This window comes from Yinghuangia soli (assembly GCF_021502675.1).
Lineage (GTDB): Bacteria > Actinomycetota > Actinomycetes > Streptomycetales > Streptomycetaceae > Yinghuangia > Yinghuangia soli.
Map to the genome: position 1 here is coordinate 396,855 of NZ_JAKFHA010000001.1, position 12,536 is coordinate 409,390.

Annotated in this window: 12 protein-coding genes; 4 read left to right on the forward strand and 8 right to left on the reverse strand. The window is 72.4% G+C overall.

Features of this window, described 5'->3' with window-relative positions; all coding sequences use genetic code 11:
- Nucleotides 1-141: 141 nt before the first annotated feature.
- The 4 genes from LZ495_RS01620 to LZ495_RS01635 are packed head-to-tail and all read right to left on the reverse strand — an operon-like array spanning nt 142 to nt 3,843.
- A complete protein-coding gene (locus LZ495_RS01620; RefSeq protein ID WP_235049995.1) occupies nt 142-903 on the reverse strand; it encodes a 3-hydroxyacyl-CoA dehydrogenase in 762 nt (253 codons plus the stop codon).
- Between the two features lie 53 nt (nt 904-956).
- Nucleotides 957-2,147 (reverse strand): thiolase family protein, encoded by a 1,191-nt coding sequence (locus tag LZ495_RS01625; protein WP_235049996.1) that lies wholly within the window; start codon nt 2,145-2,147, stop codon nt 957-959.
- A complete protein-coding gene (locus LZ495_RS01630) occupies nt 2,144-2,638 on the reverse strand; it encodes a Zn-ribbon domain-containing OB-fold protein (RefSeq protein ID WP_235049997.1) in 495 nt (164 codons plus the stop codon). Before LZ495_RS01630 ends, LZ495_RS01625 begins: the two co-directional genes overlap by 4 nt.
- A complete protein-coding gene (locus LZ495_RS01635; RefSeq protein ID WP_235049998.1) occupies nt 2,635-3,843 on the reverse strand; it encodes a thiolase family protein in 1,209 nt (402 codons plus the stop codon). The genes LZ495_RS01630 and LZ495_RS01635 overlap by 4 nt, the downstream gene beginning before the upstream one ends.
- Before the next feature lie 370 nt (nt 3,844-4,213).
- On the opposite strand from LZ495_RS01635, the gene LZ495_RS01640 reads away from it, so the two are divergent.
- Together LZ495_RS01640 and LZ495_RS01645 are read left to right on the forward strand one after the other, a co-directional pair.
- Nucleotides 4,214-5,638 carry an aldehyde dehydrogenase family protein gene (locus LZ495_RS01640; RefSeq protein ID WP_235049999.1) on the forward strand — a complete coding sequence of 475 codons (1,425 nt, stop codon included), beginning with the start codon at nt 4,214-4,216 and terminating at the stop codon, nt 5,636-5,638.
- Nucleotides 5,639-5,707: 69 nt separating this feature from the next.
- Nucleotides 5,708-6,736 (forward strand): LLM class F420-dependent oxidoreductase, encoded by a 1,029-nt coding sequence (locus LZ495_RS01645; RefSeq protein WP_235050000.1) that lies wholly within the window; start codon nt 5,708-5,710, stop codon nt 6,734-6,736.
- Between the two features lie 67 nt (nt 6,737-6,803).
- Here the strand turns inward: LZ495_RS01645 and LZ495_RS01650 are convergent, their stop codons facing one another.
- The 4 genes from LZ495_RS01650 to LZ495_RS01665 form a co-directional block, all read right to left on the reverse strand.
- Nucleotides 6,804-7,190, reverse strand: a complete 387-nt coding sequence (locus LZ495_RS01650; protein WP_235050001.1) for a VOC family protein — start codon at nt 7,188-7,190, stop codon at nt 6,804-6,806.
- A 162-nt stretch (nt 7,191-7,352) separates the two neighbouring features.
- Entirely contained in the window at nt 7,353-8,675 is a 1,323-nt protein-coding gene (locus LZ495_RS01655) for a hypothetical protein (protein WP_235050002.1), read from the reverse strand.
- Nucleotides 8,676-8,810: 135 nt separating this feature from the next.
- Nucleotides 8,811-9,797: an ADP-ribosylglycohydrolase family protein gene (locus LZ495_RS01660; protein WP_372498501.1), complete on the reverse strand. Its 987-nt coding sequence runs from the start codon at nt 9,795-9,797 to the stop codon at nt 8,811-8,813.
- Between the two features lie 246 nt (nt 9,798-10,043).
- A complete protein-coding gene (locus tag LZ495_RS01665; RefSeq protein WP_235050004.1) occupies nt 10,044-10,634 on the reverse strand; it encodes an HD domain-containing protein in 591 nt (196 codons plus the stop codon).
- Between the two features lie 395 nt (nt 10,635-11,029).
- Here LZ495_RS01665 and LZ495_RS01670 point away from each other — a divergent pair, with 395 nt between their 5' ends.
- A complete protein-coding gene (locus tag LZ495_RS01670) occupies nt 11,030-11,386 on the forward strand; it encodes an O-methyltransferase (RefSeq protein ID WP_372498502.1) in 357 nt (118 codons plus the stop codon).
- 271 nt (nt 11,387-11,657) lie between these two features.
- Nucleotides 11,658-12,416 (forward strand): hypothetical protein, encoded by a 759-nt coding sequence (locus tag LZ495_RS43725; protein ID WP_268822175.1) that lies wholly within the window; start codon nt 11,658-11,660, stop codon nt 12,414-12,416.
- Nucleotides 12,417-12,536 lie beyond the last annotated feature (120 nt).

The window sequence follows — 12,536 nt, forward strand, 5'->3', positions numbered from 1 at the left end:
TGGGGGGGGGGCCGCGGGGGGGGCGGGGGGGGGGGGGGGGCGGGGGGGGGGGCGGCCCCCGCCCCCCCCCCCCCCCGCGTCTCGGTCCCCCTGGATGCGCGCGGTCCCCGTCCGGGAACCGTGCACATCCTCGTCGGATCCCTACTTCGGCGCCATCCGGATGGCGCCGTCGAGCCGGATCACTTCGCCGTTCAGCATCGCGTTCTCCACGATATGCCCCACCAGCGCGGCGAATTCGGACGGCTGCCCGAGCCGGCTGGGGTGCGGCACCTGCTTGCCGAGCGAGTCCTTGGCCTCCTGCGGCAGGAGCCCGAGGAGCGGGGTCTCGAAGGTGCCCGGGGCGATGGTCATCACCCGGATCGCGCGGGCCGCGAGGTCGCGGGCGATGGGCAGGGTCATGGCCACGATGCCGCCCTTGGACGCGCTGTACGCGGCCTGCCCGATCTGGCCGTCGAACGCCGCGACCGACGCGGTGTTGACGATGACGCCGCGGTCGCCGTCCTCGGGCTCGTTGCCGGTCATGCGCTCGGCGGCCAGCCGCAGCACGTTGAAGGTGCCGATGAGGTTGACGTTGATCGTGCGGGCGAACATGTCCAGCGGGAAGGCGCCGGTCCGGCCGACCGTGCGGGTGGCGCTGCCGATGCCCGCGCAGTTGACGCAGATCGCGAGCCGGCCGAGCTCCTGCGCGGCGTCCATCGCCGCGGCGATCTCCTCCTCGGAGGTGACATCCGCGGGGACGAACACGGCCCGGTCGCCCAGCGCCGCGGCGACCTCCTTGCCCGGCGACGAGGGCAGGTCGATCAGGACGACGGACGCGCCCTTGGCGTACAGCAGTTCGGCGGTCGCCCGGCCGAGGCCGGAAGCCCCTCCGGTGACGACGGCGACGTTTCCCTCGATGCGCATCGTGCCCCCTGGCAGGCGAGTTCGGTGGTCGTGGTGAGCAAATTCCGCGGGTGTCAGAGGCGTTCGATGATGGTGGCATTGGCCATGCCGCCGCCCTCGCACATCGTCTGGAGGCCGTAGCGGCCGCCGGTGGCCTCCAGGATGCCGAGCATGGTGGCCATCAGGCGCCCGCCGGACGCGCCGAGCGGGTGGCCGATCGCGATCGCCCCGCCGCGGATGTTGGTCTTCTCCAGGTCCGCTCCGGTGTCCTTGGCCCAGGCCAGCGGGACGGGCGCGAACGCCTCGTTGACCTCGAAGACGTCGATGTCGTCGATCGACATCCCGGCCCGGGCGAGGACCTTGCGGGTGGCCGGGATGACACCGGTGAGCATGAGCAGCGGGTCGTCGCCGGTCACCGCGAACGCGTGGAAGCGGGCCCGCGGCGTCAGGCCCAGTTCGTTCGCCTTCTCCTCGGTCATGATGAGCATCGCGGACGCGCCGTCGGTGAGCGGCGAGGAGTTCCCGGGCGTGATGCGCCAGTCGATCTCCGGGAACCGGGCGCCCATGGCCTCGTGGTAGAAGGCGGGCTTGAGGCCGGCGAGGCCTTCGGCGGTGGTCGAGGCGCGGACCGTCTCGTCGGTCCGGTGCTCGACCGGGTTGCCGTCGGGGCCGGCCACCGTGATCGGCACGATCTCGCGGTCGAATGCGCCCGCGGCGGCAGCCTCGGCCGCCAGCCGGTGCGAGCGGGCCGAGAAGGCGTCCAGCTCTTCGCGCCCGAACTTCCAGCGTGCAGCGATGAGTTCGGCGGAGTAACCCTGCGGGATGAGGCCGTCGGGGTAGCGCTCGGCGAGCGGCTCGAACGGGTTGCGGCCCTGCGCGGTGAAGCCCATCGGGACACGGCTCATCGACTCGACGCCGGCCGCGATGACGATGTCGTACGCCCCGGCGATGACGCCCTGGGCGGCGAAGTGCGCGGCCTGCTGGCTGGATCCGCACTGCCGGTCCACGGTGGTGCCGGGCACCGACTCGGGGAATCCGGCGGCGAGCAGCGCGTTGCGCGCGATGTTGAGGGACTGGTCGCCGGCCTGCGAGACGCAGCCGGTGATGACGTCGTCGACCAGGGCCGGGTCGAGGCCGTTGCGTCCGACGAGCTGCCGCAGCACGTCGCCGAGCAGGGCGACGGGGTGGGTCCCGGACAGCGCGCCGCCGGGCTTGCCCTTTCCGGATGCGCTGCGGACGGCGTCGACGATCACTGCGGTGGTCATGGGGCGGGGTCTCCCGTCGCGAGGGGGGTCGGGTGGTCCGGGGTCGGGTGGTCCGGGGCGAAGACCGGGAAGGACTCGCCGTCGGCCGGGTCGGCCGGGTGGACGAACGCGGCGCGCAGGCGGAGGCCGGCGCGCAGCCCGGCCGGGTCGGCACCGACCAGGCGGGCCTCCAGCCAGGGGCCTTCGTCGAGTTCGACGAGGGCGATGGTGTACGGCACTTGACCCGCGAAGGCCGGGTGCGGGGCGCGGTGCACGCTGCTCCAGGAGACCAGCGTCCCGCGTCCGGAGGCGGGCAGCCAGCCCAGGCCGTCGGCGCCGGGCGGGTGCTCGGGGTGCGGGCAGGCGTACGCGTCCATGGGCAGGGCGTACGCGCAGGCCGGGCAGCCGCGGATCAGCAGCTCGCCGCGGGCGGCGGCGTCGAAGAAGGGGGCGTCCGCAGGGGTGCGGCGCAGGATCGGGGCGCCGGGCGGCCCGGGCGCGGGGGCGGTCATGGCCGCCCCGCGGTGCGCCGGTCGTGGCCGGACAGGATCAGGGTGCTGTGGTGGTCGAGGATTCCGCCGTTGCCGCTGACCATGGCGAAGTCGACGTCGCGGACGAGGCGTTCGGGTTCGGCGCGGCCGCGGAGCTGGTTGACCGCCTCGGCGAGCGGTGTCATGCCCCACAGATACGACGCGGACAGCTGGCCGCCCCCGGTGTTGGTCGGCAGGCTGCCGCCGGGGCCCAGGATGCCGGACGCGGCCAGGTCGCCGCCTTCGCCCTTCTTGCAGAAGCCGTAGTCCTCGAGCGTGACCAGGACGGTGAAGGTGTAGCAGTCGTACAGCTGCAGCATGCCGATGTCGTCCAGGCCGATGCCCGCCATCGCCAGGGCCGCGGGCCCGGCCGCGGCGGCGCCGGTGCGCAGCCCGAAGTCGGACCCGCGCATGTAGCGATTGCCGGGGTGGCCCTGCCCGTAGCCCCAGATGTAGACGGGGGCGGCGGGCAGGTCGGCGGCGCGTTCCGGCGAGGTGACGATGACTGCGGTGCCGCCGTTGGACACCAGGCAGCAGTCGAGGAGGTGCAGGGGTTCGGCGATCCAGCGCGAGGCCTGGTGGTCGGCGAGCGTGAGCGGGTCGCGCATCTGGGCGCGCGGGTTGTGCACGGCCCAGGCGCGCTGCTGCACGGCTATGGCGCCGAGCTGCTCGCTGGTGGTGCCGTACGCCTCCATGTGCCGGCGGGCGGCCAGGGCATACAGGGTGTTGACCCCGAAGACGCCTGCGGCGGCGCGCAGTCCGGGCAGGCCGGGCGGCAGCGGGCGGTCCGTGGAGTAGGCCACACCGGTCGACTTGCCGGGGCGCAGCGGGGCGTCGGCGAAGACGCAGGCGACGGCGACGGCGGCGCCGGAGAGCACCGCTTCGGCGGCGTACTGGACCATCGCGCCCGCGGTCGCGCCGAACGCGTTGACCTGGGACAGCAGCCGCAGGTCGGTCAGCCCGAGGGCGTTGGCCAGGGTGAGGTCGAGGTCGTGCCGGAGCCCACTGGCGACCAGCAGCCCGTCGAGGTCGGCGAGCCGCAGCCCGGCATCGGCGGCCGCGCGGCGGACCGCCTCGGCGGCGAAGTCACGTGCGGTACGGCCGTACACCTTGCCGGTCTCGGTCTCGCCGAGGCCGACCAATGCGGCTGCGCGCCCCTGGTCGGTGCGCGGTGGTCGGCCCTGCATGCGGCTCCCGACACAGAGTTGCTGAACCACAGAGTTACTAAACCACAGAGTTACTGAACGATCGCTAAGGTCAGCCTATCCCGGGCTCGCCGCGGGGTGTCAAGACCCGAACCGACGCACCGGCCGGATTTTCGACCCGGGGGTTAGCAGCAAATACGCGGTGGGTAGCACCTGTTGGCCGGGGGTCGGCGGCCTTGCCGAAATGCCCCGCGGAAGGTCCCGCGGATCGCTGTGGCGGTCCGCAAGCTCCGCCGGGATCTCTGGACTTCGTCAGGACTTCCGGACATCGTCACGTGTCACCGAGCAGCACCCGCACGACACCCGGACATGCGCGCCCGGCGCGCATCCGCAGCAGCGATCGGAGTCACCCATGACGCAGGCCGCCCTCTCCCCCGGCATGACCATCGACGGCGCCGCGGTCCCCGCAGGCGCGACCATCGACGTGGTCGACCCGGCGACCGGCGCCGTCTTCGCGCAGGCCCCCGACTGCTCGCGCGAGCAGCTGGACGCCGCATTCGCCGCCGCGACCGCCGCATTCGGGACCTGGCGCCGCGACGACGACACCCGGCGTACGGCCCTGCGCGCGTGCGCGGCCGCGCTGGTGGCCCGGGCCGCGGACATCGGCGCGGTGCTGACCGCCGAGCAGGGCAAGCCGATCGCCGACGCGGTCCGCGAGGTGTACACCGGGGCGGCATGGCTCAACTACTACGCCGACCTGGACCTGCCGCGCGAGATCATCCAGGACGACGACAAGGGCATCGTCGAGGTCGTGCGCCGCCCGATCGGCACGGTGGCCGCCATCACGCCGTGGAACTACCCGCTGACGCTGGCCTTCTGGAAGATCGCCCCGGCGCTGCGGGCCGGCAACACCGTGGTGATCAAGCCGTCCCCGTACACCCCGCTGTCCACGCTGCTGGTCGGCGAGATCCTGCGCGACGTGCTGCCGGCCGGCGTGCTCAACACGGTCAGCGGCGGCGACGAGCTGGGCGCCTGGATGACCGGGCACCCGCTGGCCCGCAAGATCAGCTTCACCGGCTCGGTGGCCACCGGCAAGCACGTCGCCGCGTCCGCCGCCCCCGACCTCAAGCGCGTGACCCTGGAACTCGGCGGCAACGACGCCGCGATCATCCTGGACGACGCGGAAGTCGCGGCCATCGCCACGAAGATCTTCTGGAGCGCCTTCCAGAACAACGGGCAGGTGTGCGCCGCGGTCAAGCGCGTCTACGTCCCCGAGAACCTGCACGACGACCTGGTCGACGCCCTCGCCGAGCAGGCCAAGGCGGTGCGGGTCGGCGCGGGCACCACCGAGGGCGTGCAGCTCGGCCCGGTCAACAACAAGCCGCAGTACGAGCGGGTCGGCAGCCTGGTCGCGGACGCCCTGGCCGGCGGTGCCACCGCGGTCGCGGGCGGGCAGCCGCTGGAGGTCGGGGACGGCGGCGGCTACTTCTTCCAGCCGACCATCCTGGCCGGGCTCGCGGACGGCACCCGGATCGTGGACGAGGAGCAGTTCGGCCCGGCGCTGCCCGTGGTGGCGTACCGCGACCTGGAGGCGACCGTCGAGCACGTCAACAACGGGCGGTTCGGGCTCGGCGGTTCGGTGTGGTCGGGCGATGCGGACCGCGCCGCGGAGGTCGCGGCCCGGCTCGACGTCGGCACCGCCTGGGTGAACACCCACCTGGCGCTGGGGCCGGGGCAGCCGTTCGGCGGTGCCAAGTGGAGCGGCATCGGCGTCGAGAACGGGCCGTGGGGGCTGCACGGCTTCACCGAGCTGAAGGTGCTGCACCGGGCGCGCTGAGCGCACCGGACCTGTCCTGTCCTGTCCTGCCCGTCCGTCCGTCCGACCCCGCGTCCCGAGGAGCAACCTGTGCAACTGGCCACCTCTCTGCAGTACGCCGGCGACGTCCAGAGCACGGTCGCGCAAGCGGTCGCCCTCGAGGACGCGGGCCTGGACATGGTGTTCGTCGCCGAGGCGTACGGCTTCGACGCCCCGTCGATCATGGGCTTCCTGGCCGCCCGCACCACGCGCATGCAGATCGCGTCCGGCATCCTGCCGATCTACTCGCGCACCCCCGCGCTCATCGCGCAGACCGCGGCCGGTCTGGACGCCGTCTCGCAGGGCCGGGCGATCCTCGGCCTGGGGGCGTCCGGGCCCCAGGTCGTCGAGGGCTGGCACGGCGTGCCGTACGACCGGCCGGTGGCCCGGACCCGCGAGGTGGTCGAGCTCTGCCGGCGCATCTGGCGGCGCGAGATCATCACCAACGAGGGCCTGTACCCGCTGCCGCTGCCGGCCGGGCAGGGCACCGGGCTCGGCAAGCCGCTCAAGATCCTCGCGCATCCGCTGCGCGACCGGATCCCGGTGTACCTGGCCGCGCTCGGCGCCCAGAACGTCCGGCTGACCGCGGAAATCGCGGAAGGCTGGCTGCCGTTCCTGTTCCTGCCGGAGCGCGCGGACCAGGTGTGGGGCAAGGCGCTCGCCGAGGGCGGGGCGCTGCGCGACCCGCAGCTCGGCCCGCTGCAGACCGTCGCGGCCGGGCTGCTGGCGATCGGCGACGACGTGGCCGGGCTGCGCGAACTGGCCCGTCCCGGCACCGCGCTGTACGTGGGCGGGATGGGCGCCAAGGGCCGCAACTTCTACAACGACCTGGTGGCCAAGTACGGCTTCGAGGCCGAGGCCGAGCGCGTCCAGGAGCTCTACCTGGCCGGGCACAAGAAGGAGGCCATGGCCGCGCTGCCCGACGAACTGATCGAACTGACCAACCTGATCGGCCCGGAGGGCTGGGTGCGCGACCGGATCGCCGCGTACCGCGAGGCCAGGGTGACGGTGCTCAACGTGTCGCCGGTCGGCACCGACCCGCTGGCGGACGTACGCAGGCTCAGGGAGCTCACGGCCTGAGACCGCCGGGCCGAGCCCCGGATGCGAAAGGCCGGGGCTCGGCAGCCGAGTCCGAGGTGCGCGGATGTCAGGCGTCGACCGCCGCGGCCCGTTCCTGTGCGCTGCGCTCCACGCAGAACTCGTTGCCCTCCAGGTCCTGCATGGTCACCCAGCCCGTCCCGTCCGGCCGGCGCTGGTCGTCGAAGACCTTCGCGCCGAGCGCGAGCAGCCGCTCGACCTCCTCGTCGCGCGTCCGGTCCTGCGGCTGCAGGTCCATGTGCACCCGGTTCTTGACCTGCTTGTCGTCCGGGACGCGCACGAACAGCAGCGTCACCGAGTCGCTCTCCACCATGGCCTCCGGGTCGCCCGGGTAGTCCTCGTCGCTCCGCTTCCCGCCCAGGACCTCGGCCCAGAAGCCGGCCAGCGTGTAGGTGTCGTGGCAGTCGAACGTCACATGGCGCACCAAAGAAGTCATCCGCGGATCATAAGGAGGGCATCGGATCCGGTCACGCGGGTTTTCGTCCGGCCTGGTCGGTGCAGTGACCGGGCCGCCGCGGTGCAGTGCCCGGACGCCGCGGCAAGGTGCCGGGGCGTCCGAGGCAGAGTGACCGGGCTGCCGCGGCAGGGTGACCCTCCGTCAGCCCCGGTACGGCGCGCGTGCGTTGACCTCGGTCATGCGCTGCACCACCGGGTCCCAGGGCTCGTCCGACGACGAGACCAGGCCGAAGTTGCTGTCCTGCCCGTCGTCCGGCTGCGCGCGGCCGCCGGTCGGGGAGTCCGCGTACCGGTACCAGTGCACACCCACCACCCAGGGCGCGCCGAACAGCGGGCCGACATACTCGCCGTACCGCACGCCGCGCTGCTCCTGCGTCGCCTCGACGGGCAGGCCCGAGGGCACGGTGTTCGGCAGCCCGGCGTCCGCAGCGCGCGAGGACAGTTCGGTGACCAGGATCGGCCGGCCGCTGAGTTCGTGGAACGTGCGCAGGTCGGGCTCGGGCGGGTACGCCGGACCGGTCCAGGTCGGTGCGAGCGCCTCGGAGACCTCCGGGGTGTAGCGGTAGGCGTCGACGCTGAAGACGTCCACCCAGCGGCCCGCGGCCTTGACCACCTCGGCCGGCGTCCCCACGGCGGACGCCCGGACGCCCAGGATCAGGTGGTTCGCATCGAACGCCCGGACCGCGCGTACCGCGACCTCGAAGTACCGTGCCGCGGCAAGCTCCAGGAAGCCGGCCGGGTTGCCGCGCAACTGCTCCGCGGCCGTGCGGCCGGGCGAGCCGACGGGCAGCGCCAGGTAGTCGTCCAGCAGCGTGGTCGCCGCCCGGCTGTCCGGACCCCAGCGGATGTCGTCGTCCAGGAACCAGCCCAGCAGCTGCCGGTCCTGCGCCAGCGGGGGCACCACGTTCGACGCGATCTCGCCCGCACGCCGCTCGAAATCCGGATCGAACCAGTCGGGCACCGCGCCCGGCTGCCACGGTCCGCTGAAGTCGATCACCTGCGTGTACGCGAACCGGCCCGCGAACAGCTCGGGCTGCGACCACGCCCCCAGTGTGTTGAACCCCCACGACTGCAGGCGGTCTCCGGCGGTCTGGGCCCAGGCGTCCGGCGTGGCGTACTTCCCGGCGACCGCATCGCAGTACGGGCAGCGGCCGGAACCGCGTTCGGACTCCTCCGTGGTGCGCACCCCGTTCACGCCCAGCGAGAAGAACGGCTTGGCGTCGGGGGACCGGAACGCCCACCGGCCATTGGCGTCCTGCATCACCTGGTAGTAGCGGTCCTTGCCTTCCTTCGCCGTATTCGGGAGGTTCGGGTCGACCTGCGGCGCGGAGGCCCCGAAGCGGCGCGGGGGCCCGGACTCCGACGTACAACCGGCCACGAGGACGAGGGCCAGGCCGAGGAGCAGCGGGCCGAACAGCAGGCGCGGTACGCGGCGTATGTCGCGACCCGGTATGCGTCGACACACTCTGTATCGACGCCGTACCTGCCGATGCCGCATAACCGACTCCCGTGGCCGCTCACGTACTCAGGATGGGTGGACGTGCGAGGTCGTGCGAGGTGGTCCGTGGGCGGTGACCTTACGCCAGATCGCGCGACGCCGTCATGAAGGCCCGCCCGCGGCCTGCGCCAGCCGCTGCGCCAGCGCGGTCAGGTCCGCGCAACGCCAAGGCCCGTACTCCTCAGCCCGGTCGGCACCCGGCAGCGGGACATGCACTGCGTCGCGCCACGCCTCCGGGATCGCGTCCAGCCCGTACACGGCTCCCGCCAACGCGCCGGTCACCGCGGCCACGGTGTCGGTGTCGCCGCCCAGGTCGACCGCGGCGCACACGGCGTCGGCGAACGTCGGCGTCGAGCGCAGCGCCCACACCGCCGAACCGAGCGCGGGCCACACCGCGCCGTTGAACTCGGTGGCATCGTCCGGATGCCAATCGGGCGCAAGGACGACAGCCCACCGGGCCCGCTCCGCCTCGTCCACGAGCGCCAAGGCGGCTGGCAGCGCGGCAAGCGGGTCCCCGCCGCCGAGCGCGACGCGTACCAGCTCGTGGAAGACCACGCACCCCTCGCCTGTCGCCGGATCGGCATGCGTGAGCGCCGAGAGCGCCCGCGCGGCGCTGGTACTGGCGGTGGTCCCCTCCCCCGCGAAGAACACCGCTCCCGTCACCGCCCGCATCAACGAGCCGTTGCCGGCCGCCAGGTGATGGTGCGCCAGATAATCCTCCGCCGCCTCGTCCCAGGGCAGCCCCGACGTCAGCACCACTTCGGCCTGGAGCCCGATGTCCTTCGGCTCGTCCGCAGCCCAGCTCCGAAACCGCCGAAACACATCAGCCGGCTCCAACCCGCCATGCGCCGCCAACGAAAGCCCCACGTGCAACGCCATCTGCGTATCGTCCGTGGCCTCCCCGGGCTCCCACCCGCCACCGCCGCACATGCCGTCCCGCAGCGCCGCATCCCTCGTCGGAAACCGCCGTGAGAACCCCCCGGGCAAACCGAACTCGAACGGCGCCCCCAACGCATCCCCGACGGCCAGCCCGACCACCGCCCCCGCAACGCGCCCCGACCGGCCTGGCGCGTCCGGCCCTCCGGTCACTTCGGGTCGGATGGGCCCGGTGGGTCCGGCGGACCCGGTCAACGCGGCTCCGCCGGCTCAAGACAACCAAACTCCGACAACGGCCCCTCGACCCGACCTATAGCCACCATGCCGGCCATTGTGCCGCCCACCCACCGACGGCAACCATCCGGATTCCGACCGCCGCCCAGCCCACGGATCCCCGACCCCAGTCAAACCATCGGCTGTCCGACGGCCGCTCGGCCCACCAAACTCATTCCCCCTGAGTCACGCCACCGGATGCCGAGCCTGGAACGCCAGCCGCACATCGGCCTCCGCCGCCAGGTCGCCCAGCACCTCGTCCATCCCGCCGAAGACGTCCCACCGCTCACGCCCGGAACATGCCACCAGATGGTCCAGCACCAGGTCCTCGAGCAACGTCACACGCGCGCCCTTCCAGACCTTGTCGGCCAGACACACGAGCAAGTCCTCGACCGCCAACCCGGGCTCCGACCACGTCCCATGCGTACAAGCGAAGCGCGCCAGCTCGGCGTCCACCCCGCTCTCGTAAAGGAGTTCGTACCCACCGAGCTCGTGCGCGTGCCCTGGGCCGGACAGTTCCTCCGGATGCACCGCCTTGCCGATGTCGTGCGTCGCGGCCCCGAACAACACCGCCTCGCGGTCGAACTCCAGCTTCGGGTACTCCCGTTCGACCCACCCCACCAGCCGCCACGCCACGTCATGAACCAACCGCAAGTGCGCCGCCAGCCGCGGCGGCGCGTCCACCCTGCACAACAGATCGACCACGCGATCGGGCAGGGGGCGAGGGTCCGGATCCGCGCCGTCCACCAGCGCCCGACGCAACGCTTCAGATGCCATCACCTAACGGTACGTCACCCCAGCAACCCTTCCGTGACGACTCCCCCACCCCCCGGCGAACGATGCGCATCGAATCCCTCGTCTCGACAACCCGACGGCTCGAAACCCGGTGGCCGGCATCAGGGGAACGTCGAAAGGATTCCCCCATGTCCGACGCTTCTGTGCCCTCAGGTCCGCAGTCTTCCCCTACTCCCGCCCAGTCTCTGCTGGAACGGGCGTTGGCCCATGCCGAAGAGCTTGGGTTCGGGATGTCGAGTAATGGGGGGACGGGGCGGTTGTTGGGGGTGTTGGCGGGGGCGGTGCCGGTGGGTGGGCGGGTTTTGGAGTTGGGGACTGGGACCGGGGTGGGGACGGCGGCGTTGGTGGGTGGGCTGGCGGGGCGGGGGGATGTCGGGGTGGAGACGGTGGAGTTGGATGCGGGGGTGGCGGCTCGGGCTCGGGACAATGCGTGGCCTGAGTGGGTGCGGTTCCATCTGGGGGATGCGGTCGAACTGCTGCCGGGGTTGGGGGTGTTCGACTTGGTGTACGCGGACTCGCCGGGTGGGAAGTGGTTCGGGTTGGAGTTGACGATTGCCGCGTTGGGGCCGCGGGGGGTGTTGCTGGTGGACGACATGACGCCGGAGGCGTGGTGGTCGGAGGAGCATCGGGCGCATCAGGCGGGGGTGCGGGAGGCGCTGGTTTCGGATCCTCGGCTTGTGGTGTGCGAGCTGGATGCTGCGGGCGGGTTGATCTTGGCTACGCGGGTGGGGTGAGGGGTGGGTGGCGTAGCGGAGGGTTTGGAAGCGGGGGTGGGTTGAGGGGTGGGGTGGTGCGGCGGGGTTCTTGCGAGTGTGGGGTTTGGGCCTGCTATCGATTGGGGTTGATCGGTTCTTGATCAGTTTGCGTGGGGGTGATGATCGATTGGGCCGTACGCGCCGGTAGCCCCCCGATCGGGCTACCCGCGGTGGCAGGGCGCGGGAAACGCGGTCAAGGGTGGGTGAAGGCCACTCGGCCCAACTCCCTGATGCAAAGGAATGCTTTGTCATGCACAGCAAGTGGACTTCCGTCGCCCTCGCCGCCGCTCTTGGTGTGACCGTGGTGGGCTCGGGTGCCGGTGCCGCGGCCGCGTTCATCGAGAAGCCGGAGGCGCGGGTTGCCGCGCCGGCGTTGCCGGCGGTGCCGGATGCGGCCGGGACCGTGGGCCAGCTCGGCGCGCTGGGTTCGGTGCTCAAGACGGTCGGCGGGCTGGTGGGCGCGGCGTCCGTGGAGAAGCCGGATGCGGATGTCCTGGACGAGAAGCTCGCTGCGCTGGAGACGCTGGTCCAGAAGTTGAAGGACGTGGTGGGCGGGGCGGCGCCGGCGCTGCCGGGGACGCCGGCATTGCCCGGTACGCCTGCTCTTCCGGGTACTCCTGCTCTTCCGGGGACTCCTGCTCTTCCGGGGACGCCTTCGCTGCCGGATGCGCCCGCGCTTCCGGGGACGCCTGCTCTGCCGGGTACTCCGGCGTTGCCCGGGACGCCTGCCCTGCCGGGGACCCCCGCGCTGCCGGGTGCTGCCGAACTGCCGGTCAAGCCCCCGCCGGTGCTGCCGGTCGCGCCGCAGGCGGACGGGAAGGCGCTGCCGCTGCCGGGGCTCAGCCTCGACGAGGCGCTGGCCAGTCTGAAGAAGAACGCGGCGGCGCTGGTGGCCGCGGCGACGAAGGTGCCGCCGGACGTCGAGGCCGTCAAGGCGGCGGTGACGGCGCTGGCGACGGATCTGCTTGCGGTGGCGACTGCGACGGTGACGAAGCTGACCGGTCTGTAAGCGCAGCCGGCCAGGACTTGGTCGATCGTGCAGGAGTGGTTTCGGTGGAGGGCCGGGATTGCGTGGCGGTCGGTTGAGCGAGGCTGACCGGTCCGCCTCTGGGGTTCGGGTGCCTTCGGG

Coding starts and splice junctions, on each gene's coding strand:
- LZ495_RS01620 (WP_235049995.1), bottom strand. CDS start 903: ATGCGCATCGAGGGAAACGTCGCCGTCGTCACCGGAGGGGCTTCCGGC.
- LZ495_RS01625 (WP_235049996.1), bottom strand. CDS start 2,147: ATGACCACCGCAGTGATCGTCGACGCCGTCCGCAGCGCATCCGGAAAG.
- LZ495_RS01630 (WP_235049997.1), bottom strand. CDS start 2,638: ATGACCGCCCCCGCGCCCGGGCCGCCCGGCGCCCCGATCCTGCGCCGC.
- LZ495_RS01635 (WP_235049998.1), bottom strand. CDS start 3,843: ATGCAGGGCCGACCACCGCGCACCGACCAGGGGCGCGCAGCCGCATTG.
- LZ495_RS01640 (WP_235049999.1), top strand. CDS start 4,214: ATGACGCAGGCCGCCCTCTCCCCCGGCATGACCATCGACGGCGCCGCG.
- LZ495_RS01650 (WP_235050001.1), bottom strand. CDS start 7,190: ATGACTTCTTTGGTGCGCCATGTGACGTTCGACTGCCACGACACCTAC.
- LZ495_RS01665 (WP_235050004.1), bottom strand. CDS start 10,634: ATGGCATCTGAAGCGTTGCGTCGGGCGCTGGTGGACGGCGCGGATCCG.
- LZ495_RS43725 (WP_268822175.1), top strand. CDS start 11,658: ATGCACAGCAAGTGGACTTCCGTCGCCCTCGCCGCCGCTCTTGGTGTG.